The sequence below is a fragment of the Variovorax sp. P1_G12 genome (genome assembly GCF_056405555.1).
In genome coordinates, this window is the sequence record NZ_JBFUBW010000042.1 from 31,255 (window position 1) to 51,912 (window position 20,658).

General features: G+C 67.8%; 17 protein-coding genes. 8 read left to right on the forward strand and 9 right to left on the reverse strand.

From position 1 onward, the window contains the following. Window positions 1–31: 31 nt before the first annotated feature. Window positions 32–1,891 (reverse strand): M48 family metallopeptidase, encoded by a 1,860-nt coding sequence (locus AC1D2O_RS32740; protein WP_478158552.1) that lies wholly within the window; start codon window positions 1,889–1,891, stop codon window positions 32–34. Window positions 1,892–1,925: 34 nt separating this feature from the next. Here AC1D2O_RS32740 and AC1D2O_RS32745 point away from each other — a divergent pair, with 34 nt between their 5' ends. Then, window positions 1,926–2,171, forward strand: a complete 246-nt coding sequence (locus AC1D2O_RS32745; protein WP_478094663.1) for a DUF1653 domain-containing protein — start codon at window positions 1,926–1,928, stop codon at window positions 2,169–2,171. Between the two features lie 16 nt (window positions 2,172–2,187). Here AC1D2O_RS32745 and purN read toward each other — a convergent pair whose 3' ends face one another. After that, window positions 2,188–2,772 (reverse strand): phosphoribosylglycinamide formyltransferase, encoded by a 585-nt coding sequence (gene purN, locus AC1D2O_RS32750; protein ID WP_478094659.1) that lies wholly within the window; start codon window positions 2,770–2,772, stop codon window positions 2,188–2,190. 143 nt (window positions 2,773–2,915) lie between these two features. On the opposite strand from purN, the gene AC1D2O_RS32755 reads away from it, so the two are divergent. Both AC1D2O_RS32755 and AC1D2O_RS32760 read left to right on the forward strand, forming a co-directional pair. Further along, the gene (locus AC1D2O_RS32755) at window positions 2,916–4,097 is read left to right on the forward strand and encodes an acyl-CoA dehydrogenase family protein (protein ID WP_478158553.1); all 1,182 of its coding nucleotides are present in this window, start codon (window positions 2,916–2,918) and stop codon (window positions 4,095–4,097) included. Window positions 4,098–4,191: 94 nt separating this feature from the next. Continuing rightward, window positions 4,192–5,307, forward strand: a complete 1,116-nt coding sequence (locus AC1D2O_RS32760; RefSeq protein ID WP_478091484.1) for an acyl-CoA dehydrogenase family protein — start codon at window positions 4,192–4,194, stop codon at window positions 5,305–5,307. A 152-nt stretch (window positions 5,308–5,459) separates the two neighbouring features. Here the strand turns inward: AC1D2O_RS32760 and AC1D2O_RS32765 are convergent, their stop codons facing one another. Beyond that, the gene (locus tag AC1D2O_RS32765) at window positions 5,460–6,017 is read right to left on the reverse strand and encodes an HNH endonuclease (protein ID WP_478091485.1); all 558 of its coding nucleotides are present in this window, start codon (window positions 6,015–6,017) and stop codon (window positions 5,460–5,462) included. 163 nt (window positions 6,018–6,180) lie between these two features. Between AC1D2O_RS32765 and AC1D2O_RS32770 the strand changes: the two genes are divergently transcribed. The 4 genes from AC1D2O_RS32770 (at window position 6,181) to AC1D2O_RS32785 (ending at window position 12,388) form a co-directional block, all read left to right on the forward strand. Then, entirely contained in the window at window positions 6,181–7,218 is a 1,038-nt protein-coding gene (locus tag AC1D2O_RS32770; protein WP_478091486.1) for a bifunctional riboflavin kinase/FAD synthetase, read from the forward strand. Window positions 7,219–7,326: 108 nt separating this feature from the next. Next, window positions 7,327–10,170 (forward strand): isoleucine--tRNA ligase, encoded by a 2,844-nt coding sequence (gene ileS / locus AC1D2O_RS32775; RefSeq protein ID WP_478091487.1) that lies wholly within the window; start codon window positions 7,327–7,329, stop codon window positions 10,168–10,170. Next, window positions 10,170–10,667, forward strand: a complete 498-nt coding sequence (gene lspA / locus AC1D2O_RS32780; RefSeq protein ID WP_478158554.1) for a signal peptidase II — start codon at window positions 10,170–10,172, stop codon at window positions 10,665–10,667. The genes ileS and lspA overlap by 1 nt, the downstream gene beginning before the upstream one ends. Window positions 10,668–10,732: 65 nt before the next feature. After that, window positions 10,733–12,388, forward strand: a complete 1,656-nt coding sequence (locus AC1D2O_RS32785; RefSeq protein WP_478158555.1) for a Na/Pi cotransporter family protein — start codon at window positions 10,733–10,735, stop codon at window positions 12,386–12,388. Between the two features lie 284 nt (window positions 12,389–12,672). On the opposite strand, the gene AC1D2O_RS32790 is transcribed toward AC1D2O_RS32785, so the two are convergent. The 5 genes from AC1D2O_RS32790 to AC1D2O_RS32810 form a co-directional block, all read right to left on the reverse strand. Beyond that, window positions 12,673–13,659, reverse strand: a complete 987-nt coding sequence (locus AC1D2O_RS32790) for a quinone oxidoreductase family protein (RefSeq protein ID WP_478091671.1) — start codon at window positions 13,657–13,659, stop codon at window positions 12,673–12,675. Between the two features lie 174 nt (window positions 13,660–13,833). After that, window positions 13,834–14,631: an SDR family oxidoreductase gene (locus tag AC1D2O_RS32795; RefSeq protein WP_478158556.1), complete on the reverse strand. Its 798-nt coding sequence runs from the start codon at window positions 14,629–14,631 to the stop codon at window positions 13,834–13,836. Between the two features lie 16 nt (window positions 14,632–14,647). Then, entirely contained in the window at window positions 14,648–15,565 is a 918-nt protein-coding gene (locus AC1D2O_RS32800; RefSeq protein WP_478091668.1) for a DMT family transporter, read from the reverse strand. An 8-nt stretch (window positions 15,566–15,573) separates the two neighbouring features. Further along, the gene (locus tag AC1D2O_RS32805; protein WP_478091666.1) at window positions 15,574–17,187 is read right to left on the reverse strand and encodes a gamma-glutamyltransferase family protein; all 1,614 of its coding nucleotides are present in this window, start codon (window positions 17,185–17,187) and stop codon (window positions 15,574–15,576) included. Between the two features lies 1 nt (window position 17,188). Next, complete coding sequence (locus tag AC1D2O_RS32810) at window positions 17,189–18,160, reverse strand: Bug family tripartite tricarboxylate transporter substrate binding protein (protein WP_478158557.1); 972 nt, start codon at window positions 18,158–18,160, stop codon at window positions 17,189–17,191. 98 nt (window positions 18,161–18,258) lie between these two features. Here AC1D2O_RS32810 and AC1D2O_RS32815 point away from each other — a divergent pair, with 98 nt between their 5' ends. Further along, window positions 18,259–19,185 carry a LysR family transcriptional regulator gene (locus AC1D2O_RS32815; RefSeq protein WP_478091663.1) on the forward strand — a complete coding sequence of 309 codons (927 nt, stop codon included), beginning with the start codon at window positions 18,259–18,261 and terminating at the stop codon, window positions 19,183–19,185. A gap of 53 nt (window positions 19,186–19,238) precedes the next feature. On the opposite strand, the gene AC1D2O_RS32820 is transcribed toward AC1D2O_RS32815, so the two are convergent. Then, the coding region (locus AC1D2O_RS32820; RefSeq protein WP_478158558.1) for a tripartite tricarboxylate transporter permease at window positions 19,239–20,658 on the reverse strand (1,420 nt) is incomplete at its 5' end.

Here is a 20,658-nt window from a genome sequence, read left to right on the forward strand (position 1 = left end):
CCCCATTGTCTCAGTCGTGGCCGATCGGGTCTCAATCGACGGTGCGGGCCCAGATCGCGCCGAAGGTCTGGCGCTCGATCTGCTCCAGCGTCGGCGAATGGCCGGCCCACAGCACCAGAGCGGCGCCCGGCAGGCTCAGGGTCTGCTCGAGCTGTCGGCACAGCTGCCAACGCTCGTCGTCGCCCAGGAGCGGCAGCTCGAGGAAAACCACGTAGGCGCGTCGCCATGGAAATTCGCGCAGGTTCTTGCGCACCAGCCAGGCCCGCGAGACCGGGCTGCAGCGCACCAGGTCGGCCCGCAACTCGCCGAGTTCGAATTCGCTCAGGTCGTGGCGGCTGATCTGGCTGAAGAAAGGGGTGGCAGTGATTTCATCCCAGGCGCGCTGCTCGGCCTCCTCCGCCGTCTTGGCCCGATCGCGCCAGAGCTTGAGCGCACGTTCGTCGTGGCCGCCCGCATCCGGGTCCTCGAGCAGCGCGACCGCGGTCTTGGCAGCCCACCAGCGGCTGGCCACGCTCGATTCGTGCAGCCGCTCGAGCACCGCGAGCCGGGCGCCGCGATCGCGGGCCGGCAGCAACTGCGCCAAGCCGCGCAAGGCCCCCGGGTGGTTTTCGGTGAACTGCAGGGCACGCTCATAGTGCCCACGCACGTCGGCCGCGGCATCGATTCGGCGCGAGCAGTCGGCCCACTCGACCATCTCGTCGGCGTTGTTTCGGCCGGCGCTGGCCGCGAGGACGGCAACGCGCTCGCGCACCCGCACCAGATAGGCGTGATGCTGCTTCCAGTCATTGACGTGCGCGCGGCGCCAGTCGTCGTCGAAATGCGCGATCCACCGGGGCGCATCGGCAAGCAGGCCCAGCGCCGATTTGGCCGACCAGGCCGGCAGGCCGGGCCTTTCGTCGAGCGCTTCCAGGCGGTCCCGCAGCACCGGGTGCGTATCGTCGACATCACTGACGCAGCGCAGCGCGCCACGCAGCGCCGAGCGCGCGAAGTCCGGGGCGACCGGCACGCACAACTGCGGCGCCAGCGCCGAGAACGGGCCGACCGGGATCGGCTCGTCGACCGCCAGCGACCAGTGCGCGGGCCAGAATTGCTCGGCGTACCAGGCGCTCTTGACCACGATCTCGGTCAGCGCGCCGGCCACCACCCGCGTGCCCAGCAGCCGGGCCGCGACGCGGTCGGCCTCGTATTCGTCCTGGCGCGCCAGCGCGAAGGTCTTGGCGGCGAAGCGCGGAAAATACCAGCGGAAGAAGGCCTGCGAGGCGAAAGCCATCACGCCGTTGTCGCGCTGCAAGCTGGCGTCCAGCTTGAGCCACGACATCCGCGTGCGATAGATCCACGCGCTGAGCTTGCCGTGGTTGCCGCGCAGGTGTCCGTACTCGTGCGCCAGCACCGACAGCAGGCGCCTGCGATCCAGCGCCATCAGCAGCGGCAGGCCGATGCTGAGATGGTTGACCGCGCCGCCGAAGAGCCCGAAGCGCGGTATCTGGCGGATGCTGGCGTTGAAGTCGCTGTCGAGGAAGACCCGGTGCACCGGCGGGCCGTCGATGCGCTTGCGGATCCGGTCCAGCGCCTCGAACAGTGCCGGCGCATCGTCCCGCTCCAGCGGCACGCCCTCGGGCTCATCGAGGGGCACCCACAGCGCGCGCAGCGTGGCCCACATCAGACCGAGCGCGAACAGCAGCAGCCAGCCGCGCGTGAAGTCGAATCTCCCTCCCTGTCCGAGGCCACCGACCACCCAGGCGATGATGCCGATCGCGAGCGCCAGGCAGGCGATGACCCAGAGATAGCCCAGGGCGGCGAAGACCGCGACCCCGCGCCGGTAGCCGCGGCTGTCGTCCGCGCTGGCATGCTCGCTCAGGCGCACGAGATGAACAAAATCTGCCCTCTCCATCCCGACCTTTCAGTTCCTTGAAGGAAACAACCGCATGAACGACGACGACCTGCCACCCCTGATCGAGACGCCCCCCGGCCGCTACCGCCACTACAAGGGCGGCGAGTACGACGTGCTGGGCACGGTGCGCCACAGCGAGACGCTGGAGCCGATGACGCTTTACCGCGCGCTCTACGGCGAGCGCGGACTCTGGGTCCGCCCGGCCGCCATGTTCGGCGGCCGCGTGGAGATCGACGGCTCGTCACAGTTGCGCTTCACGAAGCTCGACCAGGAAAAATGACCCCTGGCGGATTGTGTCATTTTGTTTCCACAAGCCAGGCCGCAATTGCTTGCGGGTAAACCCGGTGTTCGTGGACCAAGACACGCTCCGCCAGCGTCGCTGCGGTGTCGTCGGGCAGCACCGGCACCACCGCCTGCGCCAGGATCGGTCCATGGTCGAGTTCCACCGTCACTTCGTGCACCGTGAGCCCTGCGACCTTGCAGCCGGCCTCGATCGCGCGCTGGTGGGTATGCAGGCCGGGGAACGCCGGCAGCAGCGACGGATGGATGTTGAGCAGCCGGCGCGCATAGCGGGTCACGAAGCCGGGCGTCAGGATGCGCATGAATCCCGCCAGCACGACCAGCGCCGGCGCATGCATGTCGATGGCTTCGGCCAGGGCGGCATCGAAGTCCTCCCGGCTAGCGAAATCCTTGTGCGAGACGACTGCGGTCGAGATGCCCTTGGCACGGGCGAGCGCCAGCCCCGGCGCGTCCGCCTTGTTGCTGATGACGGCGGCGACGCGGGCATCGAATCGGGCCGCCCAGCGCTCCTGCTCGGCGGCCCGCACGATGGCCGCCATGTTGGACCCGCCGCCGGAGATAAGGATCACAATGTTCTTCATGGGACGCGGGATTATCCGTGCTGCCTTTTCGTGGTCCGTGTTGTCACGACGCGGACACCCCGAAAGCGCACGACCGTGCTAAAACCGGCGGTTCCGGAGACACGCCGCGCCCGCGGCGGTTCGATCAACACAGCGAGGCACGCATGGATTTGAGCTTCACGCCCGAAGAACAGAAGTTCCGCGAAGATATTCGCGCCTGGGTCAAAGAAAACCTTCCCCAAGACATCTCGCACAAGGTGCACAACGCGCTCGAACTGACGCGTGACGACCTGCAGCGATGGGCGAAGATCCTCGGCAAGAAAGGCTGGCTCGGCTATGGCTGGCCGAAGGAATTCGGCGGCCCCGGCTGGACCGCGGTCGAGAAGCACCTGTTCGAGGAAGAGGCCGCGCTGGCCGGTGCGCCGCGCATCATCCCCTTCGGCCCGGTGATGGTGGCGCCGGTGATCATGGCCTACGGCAATGCCGAGCAGCACAAGCGCTTCCTGCCCGGCATTGCCAGCGGCGAAGTCTGGTGGAGCCAGGGTTACAGCGAACCGGGCTCCGGCTCGGACCTGGCCTCGGTCAAGACCAAGGCCGAACGGCAGGGCGACAAATACATCGTCAACGGCCAGAAGACCTGGACCACGCTCGGCCAGTACGGCGAATGGATCTTCTGCCTGGTGCGCACCAGCAATGAAGGCAAGCCGCAGACCGGCATCAGCTTCCTGCTGATCGACATGAAGTCGCCGGGCGTGACGGTCCGCCCGATCAAGCTGCTCGACGGCGGCCACGAGGTCAACGAAGTCTTCTTCGACAACGTCGAGGTGCCGGCCGAAAACCTGATCGGCGAGGAGAACAAGGGCTGGACCTACGCCAAGCACCTGCTCTCGCACGAACGCACCAACATCGCCGACGTCAATCGCGCCAAGCGCGAGCTCGAGCGCGTCAAGCGCCTGGCCAAGAGCGAAGGCGTCTGGGAAGACGCCCGCTTTCGCGACGAGATCGCCAAGCTCGAGGTCGACGTCGTCGCGCTCGAGATGCTGGTGCTGCGCGTGCTGTCGGCCGCCACCTCGGGCAAGAACTCGCTCGACATCGCGGGCCTGCTCAAGATCAAGGGCAGCGAGATCCAGCAGCGCTACTCCGAGCTGATGATGCTGGCCGGCGGCCCCTATTCGCTGCCGCTGATCCGCGAGGCGATGGAAGCCGGCTGGCAGGGTGACTTCCCGGGCGGCCATCCGCAGCTGGCACCGCTTTCGTCGACCTACTTCAACATGCGCAAGACCACCATCTACGGCGGCAGCAACGAAGTGCAACGCAACATCGTCGCGCAGACCGTTCTCGGCTGAAGCCGTAGAACGGCCCGCGCGACGCGCTGAATGTTTGACTCCCCCGCACCCCCTCCGGGAGGGGGCTCCAGCGAGGCTTACGCAAGGATTTGACATGGACTTCAATTTTTCGGATGACCAGCAGCAGCTTCGCGACGCGGTCGCCAAGTGGGTCGAAAAGGGCTACGGCTTCGAGCGCCGCCGCGCCATCGAGGCCGCAGGCGGTTTCTCGCGCGAGGCTTGGGACGAACTGGCCGAACTGGGCCTGGGCGGCCTCTACATCCCCGAGGACGAGGGCGGCCTGGGCATGGGCCCGGTCGAAGGCATGGTCGTGATGGAAGAGCTGGGCCGCGGCATCGTGCTCGAGCCGCTGGCGCAATCGTTCATCGCCGGCGCCCTGCTCGCCGGCCATGCCGACGCCGACACCAAGGTCAACTGGCTGCCGCGCATCGCAGGCGGCCAGGCGCTGGTGGTGCTGGCCTACCAGGAACGCAAGGCGCGCTACCGGCTCGACGTCTGCGAGGCCAAGGCGCAGAAGGCCGGCAATGGCTTCACCGTGCACGGCACCAAGAGCCTGGTGCCGGCCGGCGACGAAGCCGACGCCTTCCTGGTGCCCGCGCAACTCGACGGCAAGATGGCCCTCTTCCTGGTCGAGCGCGCTGCCGACGGCGTGGCGGCACGCGGCTACGGCACCCAGGACGGCAGCCGCGCGGCCGAAGTCGTGTTCGACGGTGCGGCCGCCACGCTGGTCACCCGTGACGGCCTGGCCGCACTCGAGTACGGAGTCGACATCGGCATCGCCTCGACCTGCGCGGAAGCCGTGGGCGTGATGGACCAGACGCTCGCGGTCACGGTCGACTACATGAACACGCGCAAGCAGTTCGGCGTCGCGATCGCCACCTTCCAGGCGCTGCGCCATCGCGTCGCCGACATGAAGATGCAGCTCGAACTGGCCCGCTCGATGAGCTACTACGCGAGCCTGAAGCTCAATGCCCCGGCCGCCGAACGCCGCCAGGCCATGGCCCGCGCCAAGTACCAGCTCGGCGTCTCGATGCGGTTCGTGAGCCAGCAGTCGGTGCAACTGCACGGCGGCATCGGCGTGACCGACGAATACATCGGCAGCCACTACTTCAGAAAGCTCACGCAGCTCGAGATGAGCTTCGGCGACAGCATGCACCACCTGGGCGAAGTGTCGGCCCGCATGCAAGATACGGCGGGCGTCTTCGCCTGAACTGTTGCTCGCCCCCAGGTTGGGCTCACTTCGTGTAGCCCGCCCACCCCCTACCGGGGGCAACACCTGCGGCCCGGCAAAGCCGGTTCCGCGGTGTTTCACCAACGGGCCTGGCTTCGCCGGCCGCAGACCGCAGCGTTGCTTTGGCTTCGTCAGCCGTGCAGGCGGGAGCTTTGCGGCAGGTGCGCCATCAGGAACTCCATCTGGTCGGCCAGGATCCGGCGGTTGCGCAGGATGAAGTCTTCCCACAGGCTGGGCACGTAGGGTGCGTAGAGCAGCGCCATGCCGGCCTGCTCGGGCGTGCGGCTGCTCTTTCTGTGGTTGCACGGCCGGCAGGCCGTGACCACGTTCATCCAGGTGTCGATTCCCTTTTGAGCGAACGGGATGATGTGCTCGCGCGTGAGTTCGTCCTCGCTGAAGTGGCCGCCGCAGTAGGCGCAGACGTTGCGGTCGCGCGCGAACAGCTTGCCGTTGGTCAGGCCCGGGCGCTGCGTGAAGGGATTGATGCGCGGCACGCCCTTGGTGCCGATGATGCTGTTGATCGCGATCTGCGACTGCTGGCCGGTGACCGCGTTGTGGCCGCCCCGGAACACCGCCACCTGCGCGCCCACCTCCCAGCGGACCTCGTCGGAGGCATAGTGGATCACCGCCTGCTCGAGCGAAATCCACGATTGAGGCAGCCCTTGGGCCGACAGCTTCAAGACCTTCACACACGTCTCCTCTGATCAGAGAAACCACGGAAAGACCGATCACCGGCGCGCGGCCAGCGCACTTGCGCGCACCGCACTGCGTCACAATATACCGGTTTTGTGACAAATGGCCCTGACGTGCCCATTCCATGGGCACGAAGTGCTATCAAAAAGATACCAAACGATGCAGGTCTTCCGGGGATTTCGGCATCCGGGCGTGGCTCCGGCCTGCGCCCTGACCATTGGCAATTTCGACGGTGTGCACCGTGGTCACCAGGCGATGCTGGGGCTGCTCAATACCGAGGCGCGCCTGCGCGGACTGCCCAGCTGCGTGCTGAGCTTCGAGCCGCATCCGCGCGACTACTTCGCCGCGCTCAACCGGCGCCCCGAACTGGCGCCGGCGCGCATCGGCACCCTGCGCGACAAGCTCACCGAACTGGCCGCGGGCGGCGTCGCCCAGACCATCGTGCTGCCCTTCGATGCCCGGCTGGCCTCCCAGACGCCGGAAGAATTCATCCAGCACGTGCTGATCGAGGGCCTGGGCGCGCGCTACGTGCTGGTCGGCGACGATTTCCGCTTCGGCGCCAGGCGCGCCGGCGACTACGCGATGCTCGACCGTGCCGGCGACCAGCACGGCTTCGACGTCGCGCGCATGAACAGCTACGAGGTGCATGGCCTGCGGGTCTCGAGCTCGGCCGTGCGCGAGGCGCTGGCCGAAGGTCGGATGGCCGATGTCCAGGCGCTGCTGGGCCGGCCCTACGCGATTTCCGGCCACGTGGTCCACGGCCGCAAGCTCGGCCGCGCGCTGGGCGCCTCGGCGCCGGGCCGCGACGATGGCTTCCGCACCCTCAACCTGCGCTTCAAGCACTGGAAGCCGGCCGCCAGCGGCATCTTCGCGGTGCTCGTCCACGGGCTGTCCGAGGCGCCGCTGCCGGGCGTCGCCAACCTCGGCGTCAGGCCCTCGCTCGACGCCAACGACGTCAACGCCGGCCGGGTGCTGCTGGAGACCCATTGCCTCGATTGGCCGGCCCAACTGGGCAGCGAAGGGGCCTACGGTAAAATCGTGCGCGTGGAACTGCTGCACAAACTGCACGACGAATTGCGCTACACCAGCCTCGAGGCCCTGACTGCGGGCATCGCGAAGGATGGCCGCGACGCGCGCGCCTTCTTTGCCTCCACGCACGCCGAGACCCATCGCCAGACGACGCGCGACCGAATTTAGAGCGGAACCCTCGCTTTCCGCCGCGTTCGGCCGCCTTGGGATGCAAGGGGCCGCATGCCCCCCTCGATCCCCGAGCGCTGCCAGGCAGCGCAGATTTCTGGAACCCCCATGGCTGACAACAAGACCGACGGCGCCAACGACTACCGCGCCACGCTGAACCTGCCCGACACCCCCTTCCCGATGCGCGGCGACCTGCCCAAGCGCGAGCCGGGCTGGGTCAAGGAGTGGAACGAGGAAGGCCTCTACCAGCGTCTGCGCGACGCCCGCCACGGCGCGCCCAAGTTCATCCTGCACGACGGCCCGCCGTACGCCAATGGCCAGATCCACATGGGCCACGCGGTGAACAAGATCCTGAAGGACATGATCACCAAGGCGCGCCAGCTCGAGGGCTTCGACGCGCTCTACGTACCAGGCTGGGACTGCCATGGCCTGCCGATCGAGAACGCGATCGAGAAGAAGTACGGCCGCAACCTGAGCCGCGACGAGATGCAGGCCAAGAGCCGCGCCTACGCGACCGAGCAGATCGCCCAGCAGATGGTCGACTTCCAGCGCCTGGGCGTGCTGGGCGAGTGGGACCATCCGTACAAGACCATGGATTTCGCCAACGAAGCGGGCGAGATCCGCGCCTTCAAGCGCGTGATCGAGCGCGGCTTCGTCTACCGCGGCCTGAAGCCGGTGTACTGGTGCTTCGACTGCGGCTCCTCGCTGGCCGAGTTCGAGATCGAGTACGCGGACAAGAAGTCGCAGACCCTCGACGTCGCCTTCAAGGCGCACGACCCGGCCAAGCTGGCCGCCGCCTTCGGCCTGCCTGCGCTCGCCAAGGATGCCTTCGCCGTCATCTGGACCACCACTGCCTGGACCATCCCGGCCAACCAGGCGATCAACCTGAACCCCGAGCTCGACTACGCGCTGGTCGACACCGAGCGCGGCCTGCTGGTTCTCGCGGCGTCCCTGGTCGAGATGTGCATGAACCGCTATGCGCTCGACGGCACCGTGCTGGCCACGGTCCAGGGCGAGAAGCTCGGCGGCCTCGAATTCGAGCATCCGCTGTACGACGTCGATGCCGGCTACCGGCGCCTGTCGCCGGTCTACCTGGCCGACTACGCGACCGCCGACGACGGCACCGGCCTGGTCCATTCGTCGCCGGCCTATGGCGTGGACGACTTCAACTCCTGCATCGCGCACGGCGTGGCGTACGACGACATCCTGAATCCGGTGCAGGGCAACGGCTCGTACGCGCCCGATTTCCCGCTGTTCGGCGGCCAGAACATCTGGAAGGCGGTGCCCGTCATCATCCACGCGCTGCGCGATGCCGGCCGCCTGCTGGCGACCGAGGTCATCACCCACAGCTACCCGCACTGCTGGCGCCACAAGACGCCGGTGATCTACCGCGCGGCGGCCCAGTGGTTCATCCGCATGGACGAGGGCGAAGGCGTGTTCACCAAGGACAAGGCGCCGCAGACGCTGCGCCAGACCGCGCTGGCCGCGATCGAGCAGACCAGCTTCTATCCGGAGAACGGCAAGGCGCGGCTGCACGACATGATCGCCAACCGGCCTGACTGGTGCATCAGCCGCCAACGCAGCTGGGGCGTGCCGATCCCGTTCTTCCTGCACAAGGACTCGGGCGAGCTGCATCCGCGCACGATGGAGATCCTCGACCAGGCCGCGGCCATCGTCGAGCAGGGCGGCATCGAGGCCTGGAGCCGCGTGACCACCGAGGAGATCCTCGGTGCCGAAGACGCGCCGCTGTACACCAAGAGCACCGACATCCTCGAGGTCTGGTTCGACTCGGGCTCGACCTTCTATCACGTGCTGCGCGGCACCCACCCGAACGTGCACCACGAGAGCGGCCCCGAGGCCGACCTGTACCTCGAAGGCCATGACCAGCATCGCGGCTGGTTCCACTCGTCGCTGCTGCTCGCCAGCGCGCTCGAAGGCCGCGCGCCCTACCGCGGCCTGCTGACGCACGGCTTCACGGTCGACAGCCAGGGCCGTAAGATGAGCAAGTCGCTCGGCAACGGCATCGACCCGCAGGAAGTGAACAAGAAGCTCGGCGCCGAGATCACGCGCCTGTGGGTGGCCGCGAGCGACTACTCGGGCGACATTGCGGGCGACGACAAGATCCTGGCGCGCGTGGTGGACGCCTACCGCCGCATCCGCAACACGCTGCGCTTCCTGCTCGCCAACACCAGCGACTTCGACATCAAGAAGGATGCGGTGCCGCTGGCCGAGCTGCTCGAGATCGACCGCTATGCGCTCGCCCGTGCGGCGCAGTTCCAGGCCGAGATCCTCGCGCACTACAAGGTGTACGAGTTCCACCCGGTGGTGGCCAAGCTGCAGGTGTACTGTTCCGAGGACCTCGGCGCCTTCTACCTGGACGTGCTCAAGGACCGGCTCTACACGACCGCCCCCGGCTCGCACGCGCGCCGCAGCGCCCAGACCGCGCTGTGGCACATCACGCAGGCGATGCTGCGCTGGATGGCACCGTTCCTGAGCTTCACGGCCGAAGAGGCGTGGAAGTTCTGCGGCGACGGCCAGTCGATCTTCGTCCAGACCTACAGCGATCTCGGCACGCCCGACCAAGCGCTGCTGGCGAAGTGGACCCGCATCCGCGAGATCCGCGACGCGGTCAACAAGGAGATCGAGACCGTGCGCACCGCCGGCCAGGTCGGCTCCTCGCTGCAGGCCAACGTGACGATCACCGCACCGGCCGACGACCATGCACTGCTGGCTTCGCTGGGCGACGACCTGAAGTTCGTGCTGATCACCTCGGCGGTCGAGCTGGCCGCCGGCGACGCGCTGTCGGCACAAGTGACGGCGAGTGCCGCGGCCAAGTGCGAGCGCTGCTGGCACTGGCGCGACGACGTCGGCCATGACCCGGCCCACCCGGGCCTGTGCGGCCGCTGCACCAGCAACCTGCACGGCGCCGGAGAGCAAAGGAACGTCGCCTGATGGCTCGCAAATCTTCGGGCTCGCCGGGCCTCGGCATCTGGCCCTGGCTCGGCCTCGCGCTGGTGATCGTGATCGTCGACCAGTTCACCAAGACGCTGATCCTGGGCTACTACAAGTACGGCGACGTGACCTACGTCACCAGCTTCTTCAACGTGGTCCGGGCCCACAACACCGGCGCGGCGTTTTCCTTCCTGGCCGATGCGGCCGGGTGGCAGCGCTGGTTCTTCACCGCCATCGGCGTCGCGGCGGCGATCTTCATCGTCTGGATGCTGAAGTCGCATGCCGGCCAGAAGCTGTTCTCGTTCTCGATGGCCGCCATCCTGGGCGGTGCCATCGGCAACGTGATCGACCGCATGATGCACGGCTACGTGGTCGACTTCCTGGACTTCCACATGGCCGGCCGGCACTTCCCGGCCTTCAACGTGGCCGACAGCGCCATCACGCTCGGCGCGATCTGCCTGATCCTGGATGAACTGAGGCGCGTGCGGCGCAAGTAGCCCGGCCGCGCGAAGGCAAGGCAAGGCGAGCCAGCCAGGGGGTTGGTCTATAGTCCTTTGCTTCCATGAAGCATCTGTTGAATTTACTCGCGGCGATCGCGCTGCTGGTATGGGGCACCCATCTCGTTCGCACGGGCGTGCTGCGCGTCTTCGGCGCCAACCTGCGCAAGATCCTGGTTCACAGCATGCGCAACCGCTTCACGGCGGCCCTCTCGGGCATCGGCGTCACGGCGCTGGTCCAGTCGAGCACCGCGACCTCGCTGATGACCTCCTCCTTCGTCGGCCAGGGCCTGGTGACGCTGCCGGCCGCGCTGGCGGTGATGCGCGGGGCCGACATCGGCACCGCCCTGATGTCGGTGCTGTTCTCGGCCGACCTGTCATGGCTGTCGCCGCTCTTCATCTTCGTCGGCGTGGTGCTGTTCATCACGCGCCCATCGAGCGTGGCCGGCCGCGTCGGGCGAGTGCTGATCGGACTCGGCCTGATGCTGCTCGCGCTGCAGCTGGTGGTGGCGGCCACCGGGCCTCTGTTCGCCGGCCAGGCGATGCGTGAATTGCTGGGCTCGCTGGGCAGCGACGTACTGCTGGAAATCACCATCGGCGCCGCGCTCGCGATCGTCGCCTACTCGAGCCTGGCGGTCGTGCTGCTGGTCGCCGCGCTGGCGAGTTCGAACGCGGTGCCGCTCGACGTCGCGCTCGGCCTGGTGCTCGGCGCCAATCTCGGCAGCGGGCTGCTGGCGGTGCTGACGACCGCCAAGTCGACGGTCTCGGTCCGGCAGGTCACGGTGGGCAACCTGGCCTTCAAGCTGCTCGGCGTGGCGATCGCGGCGCCCTTCGTCGGTCTCTGGCTGCGCGAGGTCAGGCCCTACATCTCGGACGCGACGCAGTTCGTGGTGCTGTACCACCTGGCCTTCAACGTGCTCGTCAGCGTCGGCTTCATCGGCCTCACCGACTGGGTGGCGGCGCTGGTGACGCGCGTGCTGCCGGTGCCGGAGGAGCCCGCGGCCACGCGCCGGCCCCAGCACCTGGACCCCTCGGCCCTGTCGACGCCGACGCTGGCCATCTCGAACGCCGCGCGCGAGGCGCTGCACCAGGCCGACGTGGTCGAGACCATGCTGATCGGCGTGCTCAACGTGATCCGCAACAACGACCTGCGACTGGCCCAGGAGCTGCGCAAGCTCGACGACACGGTCGACGAGCTGTACTCCGCCATCAAGTACTACATGACCAAGATCTCGCGCGAGGCCCTGGGCGAGGAGGAGAGCCGGCGCTGGACGGACATCATCAGCTTCACGATCAACATGGAGCAGATCGGCGACATCATCGAGCGCGTGATCATCGACATCGAGGACAAGAAGATCAAGCCGCAGCGCAACTTCTCCGACGCCGGCATGCGCGAGATCGTCGAGCTGCACGAGCGGCTGGTGGCCAACCTGCGCCTGAGCATGAGCGTGTTCCTGAACGGCAGCGTGCGCGATGCCCAGAAGCTGCTCGAGGAGAAGGCGCGCTTCCGCGACCTGGAGCGCGCCTACGCCACCACCCACCTCGGGCGCCTGTCGGACCAGACCGCGTTGAGCATCGAGACCAGCTCGCTGCACATCGACCTGATCAGCGACCTCAAGCGCATCAACTCGCACATCTGCTCGATCGCCTACCCGATCCTCGAATCGGCCGGCGCACTGGCGCCGACCCGCATGCGCGAGTCGCGCCTGAATACGCTTTAGCTCGCCCCCAGGTTGGGCTCACTGCGTGTAGCCCGCCCACCCCCTACCGGGGGCGCAGTCAGCGGCCCGGCGAAGCCGGTTCCGCGACTGCCCACCAACAGGCGCGCTGCGCGCAGCCGACAACAAACACAGTGCCAGTATTCACCGGCCGGCGCAGCCAGGCCCGTTGGTGAAACACCGCGGAACCGGCTTTGCCGGGCCGCTGGTGTTGCCCCCGGCAGGGGGTGGGCGCCCCGACACGAAGTGCGGGGCAACCTGGGGGCGAGCTACAACTTGGGGGCGAGCTACAACGTGAGGATTGTGCAGCCGGTGGTCTTGCGGGCCTCGAGGTCGCGGTGCGCCTGCTGCACGTCGGCCAGGGCGTAGCGCTGGTCGATCGGGATCTTCACCGCGCCGCTCTCGACCACCGCGAACAGCTCGTCCGCCATCGCCTGCGTGCTCTCGCGCGTGGCGATGTGCGTGAACAGGGTCGGGCGCGTGACGTAGTACGAGCCCTTGGCCAGCAGGCCGAGGCTGAACGGCGGCACCGGACCCGAGCCGTTGCCGAAGACCGCGAGCAGGCCGAAGGGCCGCAGGCAGGCGAGCGAGCCTTCGAAGGTGTCCTTGCCGACCGAGTCGTAGACCACCTTGACACCCTGGCCGCCGGTGATTGCCTTCACGCGCTCGGCGAAGTTCTCGGTGGCGTAGTTGATCGCATGCGCGGCACCGTGGGCCAGTGCGAGCTGGCACTTGGCGTCGGTGCCGGCGGTGCCGATGAGCTGGAGCCCGAGCGCCTTGGCCCACTGGCAGGCGATCAGGCCGACGCCGCCAGCCGCGGCATGGAACACGATGAAGTCGCCGGGCTGCAGGCCCTCGGCCGGCAGCGTCCTGCGCAGCAGGTACTGCGTCGTCAGGCCCTTGAGCATCATCGCCGCGCCGGTCTCGAAGGAGATCCCGTCGGGCAGCTTGCAGACGCTCCTTGCCGGCATCACGCGCAGTTCGCAATAGGAGCCGGGAGGCTGGCTGGCGTAGGCGGCGCGATCGCCGGCCTTGAGGTGCGTGACGCCCTCGCCCACTGCCTCGACCACGCCGGAGGCTTCCATGCCGAGCTGCAGCGGCATCGCGAAGGGATAGAGGCCGCTGCGCTGGTAGGTGTCGATGAAGTTGAGGCCCACCGCCTTGTGGCGGATCCGGATCTCGCCGGGACCGGGGTCGCCGACCTCGACCTCGACGAACTTGAGCTCCTCGGGACCGCCGTGGCGGTCGATGCGCACTGCCTTGCTCTTGCTCATGGTGCTGCTCCTGATAAGTCGCCTATCCTGCCACGCCAGCGACTTGCCTTGTCGTGGCCGGCGCAGCCAGGCCCGTTGGTGAAACACCGCGGAACTGGCTTCGCCAGGCCGCTGGTGTTGCCCCCGGTCGGGGGTGGGCGCCGGACACGAAGTGCCGGCAACCTGGGGGCGAGCCTAATACGTCCCGGGGTAAGCACCGCCATCGGCCAGCACGTTCTGGCCCGTGACATAGGCGGCATGCACGCTGCAGAGAAAGGCGCAGATCGCGCCGAACTCCGCGGGCGTGCCGAAGCGGCCTGCCGGAATGTTCTTCTGTCGGCTGGCGCGGATCGCGTCGATGTCCTGCCCGGACTTCTTCGCCGCGCCGGCCAGCGTGCCCTTCAGGCGATCGGTGTCGAACGATCCCGGCAGCAGGTTGTTGATCGTCACGCCCTTGGCCGCGACGCCCGTGCGCGCGACACCGGCGACGAAGCCCGTGAGTCCGCTGCGCGCACCGTTGCTCAGGCCCAGGATATCGATCGGCGCCTTGACCGAACTCGAGGTGATGTTGACGATGCGCCCGAAGCCGCGCGCCGCCATGCCGTCGACCGTGGCCTTGATCAGTTCGATCGGCGTCAGCATGTTGGCGTCGATCGCCTTCACCCATGCCTCGCGGTCCCAGTCGCGGAAATCGCCGGGCGGCGGGCCGCCGGCATTGGTGACCACGATGTCGAATTCGGCGTGCGCCGCGAACGCCGCGGCGCGGCCTTCGGGGGTCGTGATGTCGGCCGCGACGTGCTTCACGAAAGGCTTGGCAGCGCTGCCTGCAGCAGTGGCCTGCAGGGTCGCCGCCGCAGCCTCCAGCGCCTCGGCGCCGCGCGCCACGATCACAAGGTTCACGCCCTCGCGCAGCAGCGCTTCCGCACAGCCGTAGCCCAGTCCCTTGCTCGCGCCGCACACCAGCGCCGTCCTGCCCGCGATTCCCAGATCCATGTTGATTCCTTCGGGCTCAGCGCCCCATTCGTGTGAAGACAAAGATGCCGGTGATGACCAGCACCGTGCCGGCCGCGATCCAGGCGGTGAAGGGCTCGCCGAGCAGCAGCACCCCCATCAGGATCGTCGACATCGGCCCGACCATACCCGTTTGCGCCGCCATCGCGGGCCCGATGCGCTCGATCGCCATCATGACGGCGAGGACGGGCACGGCAGTGCACAGCGTGGCGTTGAGCACCGACAGCCAGATCACCTCGGGCGCGACCTCGAAGGCCGCGCCCATCGGCCGCAACAGCAGGAACTGGGCGATGCACAGCAGGCAGGCCACGCTGGTCGCCAGACCGACCAGGCGCAGCGAGCCGAGCCGCTTGACGAACTCGCCGCTGGCGACCAGGTAGATCGCATAGCTCACCGCGCTCAGGAACACCAGGAAGGCGCCCCACGCGGCCGACGCGCTCTGGCCCAGGCTGAGCTCATGGCCGAACACCAGCAGCACGCCCGAATAGCTGATCGCCATGCCTGCGAACTGCCAGCGCGTGATGCGCCGCCGGTAGACGATCCAGCCGAACAGCAGCACCAGCGTCGGATTGAGGTACAGGATCAGCCGCTCGAGGCTGGCCGTGATGTAGGCCAGCCCCGCGAAGTCCAGGAAGCTCGACAGGTAGTAGCCCGAGAAGCCGAGCCCGACGACGCCGAGCCAGTCGCGCCGCGTGAGCGCCGGCTTGCCCCGCCCGGCCCACCATGCCATGAGCGCGAACAGCGGCAGCGCGAACAGCATGCGCAGCATGATCAGCGTCACCGCATCGACGCCGTGCCGGTAGGCCAGCTTGACGATGATCGCCTTGCCGCTGAAGGCGATCGCACCGAAGGTGGCGAGGGCCAGGCCCGGGGCAAGGTTTTTTCGAACGGCTTGCGCCGAGGCGGCCTGGGGCATCGAGAGGACTAGAACCCCGCGGCCAAGCCGTCGCGGCGCGCGTCGCTGGCCGCCACGTAGCCTTCCACCGCCGGGTCGCCCGCGCGCCAGATGAACTGGCCGGCGCCGAAGTCCTGGTAGGAGTCGTTGATGACATCGACCTTGTGGCCGAGCGCGGACAGGCCCTGCACGGTGGCAGGAGCCATCGCGGCCTCGGCATTGATCTCGAGTCCCGAATTGAAGCGCCAGCGCGGCGCATCGCAGGCCGCCTGCGGGTTCTGCCCGTAGTCCAGCATGCGAACCAGCGTCTGCATGTGGCCCTGCGGCTGCATGTTGCCGCCCATGACGCCGAAGCTCATCACCGGCGCGCCGTCCTTCGTGAGGAAGGCCGGGATGATGGTGTGGAACGGGCGCTTGCCCGGCGCCACCAGGTTGGGGCTCGCGTCCTTCAGGCTGAAGCCGTGCCCGCGGTTCTGCAGGCTGATGCCGAAGCCCGGCTCCACGCAGCCCGAGCCGAAGCCCATGTAGTTGCTCTGGATGAAGCTCACCATCATGCCGCTCTCGTCGGCCGCCGTGAGGTAGATGGTGCCGCCCTTGACCGGGTTGCCTGCCTTGAAGTCCTGCGCCTTGTTCACATCGATGAGTTTGGCACGCGAGGCGAGGTAGGCGCCATCGAGCATTTGCAGCGGTGTCAGCTCCATCGACGATGGCTCCGACACGTAGCGGTAGGTGTCCGCGAACGCGAGCTTCATGGCCTCGATCTGCAGGTGCTGCGAGCGAACCGAGTCGACCGGGATCGAGCCGATGTCGAAATGCTCGAGGATGCCCAGGGCGATCAGGGCGGCGATGCCCTGCCCGTTCGGCGGGATCTCGTGCAGCGTGTGGCCGCGGTAGTTCTGGGCGATGGGCTCGACCCACTCGGGCTTCCAGTTGGCGAGGTCGCGCACTTTGAGGCTGCCGCCGTTCTCGTTCGAGAACTTCTCCAGCGCTTCGGCGATCTCGCCGCTGTAGAAGGCATCGCCCCGCGTCGCCGCGATGGCCTTCAAGGCGCGCGCGGCCGCCGGGAAGCGGAACAGCTCGCCCACTTCAGGCGCCCGGCCCCACGGCAGAAAGCTCTGCGCGAAGCCCGGCTGCGACTGCAGGATGGGCGTGGCCGCGGCCCACTTCTGCCGCACCACGGGCGGCATCAGGTAGCCGCGCTCGGCGATCTCGATCGCCGGCGCCATGAGATCCGCGAAAGGCAGCTTGCCGAAGCGCTCGGACAATGCGACCCAGCCGCCCACTGCGCCCGGCACCGTGACCGAATCCATGCCGCGCATCGGCGGCGTGGCGGCGTCGGCGCCGTGCTTCTTGCGGAAATAGTCGGGCGTCCAGGCCGCGGGCGCGCAGCCCGAGGCATTGAGGCCGTGCAGCTTCCGGCCGTCCCACAGGATGCAGAAGGCATCGCTGCCCAGGCCGTTGCTGACCGGCTCCACCAGCGTCATGACCGCCGCGGTCGCGACCGCGGCATCGACCGCGTTGCCGCCTTGCTGCAGGATGCGCAGTCCGGCCTGGGCCGCCAGCGGATGCGAGGTCGACACCACGTTGCGCGCGAAGACCGGGATGCGGGTCGAGGTGTAGGGATTGGCGTAGTCGAATTTCATGTCAGTCCCCTGTGATCTTGCGTTCGGTGATGATCTTTTTCCATTTGGCGGCGTCCTGCGCCACCATGCCCGCGAGCTGCGCCGGCGTGCTGGTGGTGGGTTCGATCCCCAGCCGTGCCAGCTTGTCGCGCGTCTCCGGGTCGCTGAGCGACTGGTTGGCGGCGCTGTTGATGCGGGTCACGATATCGGCCGGGAGGCCCTTGGGGCCGTAGAGACCGAACCATGTATTGGACTCGAAACCCGGCAGCACGTCGGCGATCGGTGGCAGTTCCGGCGCCAGCGGGCTGCGCTTCAGCGTCGTCACGCCCAGCGCCCGCAGCCGGCCGTCGCGCACGTGCGGCATGCCGGTCGGCAGCGAGTCGAACAGCACGTCGACCTTGCCCGTGATGAGGTCGGGAATCGCGAGCGCGGTGCCCTTGTACGGGATGTGCGTGACGAAGACGCCGGCCTGCGACTTGAAGAGCTCGGCCGTGAGCTGCACGATGGTGCCGTTGCCGCTCGACGCGTAGTTGAGCTTGCCCGGGTTCTTCTTCGCGTAGTCGATCCACTCGCGCACCGTCCTGGCCGGCGAGTTGTTGGGCACCAGCATGATGCTGGGCGCATCGCCCACGTGCGCGATCGGGGTGAAGTCGTGCACCGCGTCGTAGGGCAGCTTCGGGTTGATCGCCGGGCCGATGGAGTGCGTGCTGGTGGTGGCCAGCAGCAGGGTGTAGCCATCGGGCGCCGCCTTGGCCGCGGCATCGGAGCCGATCGCGCCACCGGCGCCGGGCTTGTTGTCGATCACCAGCGTGGTGCCGAGCTTCTCGCCCATCTTCTGCGACAGGGTGCGCGCGAAGAGGTCGGTGGCGCCGCCGGCCGGGAAAGGCACGATCAGGCGGATCGGCTTGGCCGGATAGCCTTGCGCCCGGCTGGCGGACGTTGCGCCCACGCAAAGCACGGCGGCACAGGCCTGAATGAACTGGATTCGCTTCATGGTTCTGGATTCTGTCCCTGTGGAGAGGAAATCGGATGCTATGCAACGCCAGCGCATCAAGCCAGATAATCCAGCTTATCGAACTATGAATTCTGCTTATGGCAAGAAACACCGCGGAAGAGATCTCGCTGCAGCAGCTCAGGGCCCTGGCGGCGGTCGCCGAAACCGGCAGCTTCACCCTCGCGGCGGAAGCCCTGCAGCTCACGCAGCCCGCGATCAGCCACCTGGTCAAGCGAATGGAACACGAGCTCGGCCAGCCCCTGGTGGTGCGAGGGCGCCGCATCCGCATCACCAATGCCGGCCAGATGATGGTCGACACGGCCGTGCGCGCGCTGCGGCTGATCGATGAATCCGTCGGCGCCTGCCGGTCGCAGTCCCAGCTGCGCGAAGGGCGGGTGGTCCTGGCCGTGGGCCATCTCACGGCGGGCGCCCTGCTGCCGCCGCTTCTGGGCCGCTTTTCGCAGCAGCACCCGGCGCTGGCGACGGTGCTGATGGACAGCACGGCCGAGCAGATGATCTCGCGGATCCTCTCGCAGGAGGCCGACCTGGGCTTCGGTTCGGACATCGGCCAGAAGCACTCCGAGCTCGCGACCGAGCCGCTGTTCAGCGAGCGCATGGCGCTCTTCGTGCGCGACGATCATCCGCTGGCCCAGCGGGTGGTGATCGATGCCCGGCACCTGGATGCGCTGGCCTTCATCCACGTCAATCCGGACGCCAACGTGTGGCGATCCGTCAGCCGCCAGCTGTCGAGCGTGGCCAATGTGTATCCGCGCGTGGTCCACCATGTCTCGATGCTGTCGACCGCGTTCGGGCTCATCCAGGCCGGCGCGGGCGTCGCGCTGCTGCCTCGCTACGTGGAAGTCCTGATGCCGGGCAACCTGCGCGCGGTGGCCGTGACGCGTCCGGCGCTGGAGTATCCGGTCGTCGCGGTGCGGCTGGCCAAGCATCCGCTCAGCCCGGCCGCCATGGCCTTCCTCGCCATGGCCAGGCAGCACATGAAGCCGCCGCGCCCGCACAAGACGTAAAAAAAAACGGCACCCGAAGGTGCCGTTGCGCGAAGCCGGAAGGAGCGCAGCGCTCAATCCTCGACGAAGGCTTCCTGGCGCTTGGACTTGACCGCCGGCAGAAGCACGATCACCAGCAGCAGCAGCGCCGCCGCCAGCAGGCCGGCCGAGATCGGCCGCGTGACGAAGACGATCCAGTCGCCGCGCGACAGCAGCAATGCACGGCGCAGGTTCTCTTCCATCATCGGCCCCAGGATGAAGCCCAGCAGCAGCGGTGCGGGTTCGCAGCCGAGCTTGAAGAAGGCGTAGCCGACGAAACCGAAGATCGCCACCATCCAGATGTCGAAGGTGTTGTTGTTGGTCGAGTACACGCCGATGGCGCAGAACAGCACGATGGCCGGGAACAGGTACTTGTAGGGCACCGACAGCAGCTTGATCCACATGCCGATCAGCGGCAGGTTCAGGATGATCAGCATCGCGTTGCCGAGCCACATCGAGGCGATCAGGCCCCAGAACAGCTCCGGGTTGCTGGTCATCACCTGCGGGCCGGGCTGGATGTTGTGGATCGTCATCGCGCCGACCATCAGCGCCATCACCGCGTTGGGCGGGATGCCCAGCGTCAGCAGCGGGATGAAGGAGGTCTGGGCGCCGGCGTTGTTGGCCGACTCGGGAGCCGCGACGCCGCGGATGTTGCCCTTGCCGAAGGGCACTTCGCCCGGATGCAGCTTGGTCTTCTTCTCGATCGTGTAGGCCGCGAAGGCCGCCAGCAGCGCGCCGCCGCCGGGCAGGATGCCAAGCGCCGCGCCGAGCGCCGTGCCGCGCAGCACCGCGGGCAGCATGCGCTTGAAGTCTTCCTTGGTCGGGAACAGGCCGGACACCTTGGCGGTGAAGACCTCGCGGTCTTCCTCGGGGCGCGACAGGTTGGCGATGATCTCGCCGTAGCCGAACACACCCATCGCGATGGCGACGAAGCCGATGCCGTCGGTGAGCTCAGGAATGTCGAAGCTGAAGCGCGCCACGCCCGAATTGACGTCGGTGCCGACCAGGCCCAGCAGCAGGCCCAGCACGATCATCGCGATCGCCTTGAGCAGCGAGCCCGAGGCCAGCACCACGGCGCCGATCAGGCCCAGGATCATGAGCGAGAAGTACTCGGCCGGGCCGAACTTGAAGGCCAACTCGGTCAGCGGCGGCGCGAAGGCCGCCAGGATCAGCGTGCCGACGCAGCCGGCGAAGAACGAGCCCAGGCCGGCGGCCGCGAGCGCAGGCCCCGCTCGCCCCTTGCGCGCCATCTGGTAGCCGTCGATCACGGTCACGACCGAGGACGATTCGCCCGGCAGGTTGACCAGGATGGCGGTGGTGGAGCCGCCGTACTGGGCGCCGTAGTAGATGCCGGCCAGCATGATGAGGGCCGACACCGGCGGCAGCGCGTAGGTCGCGGGCAGCAGCATCGCGATGGTGGCGACCGGGCCGATGCCCGGCAGCACGCCGATCAGG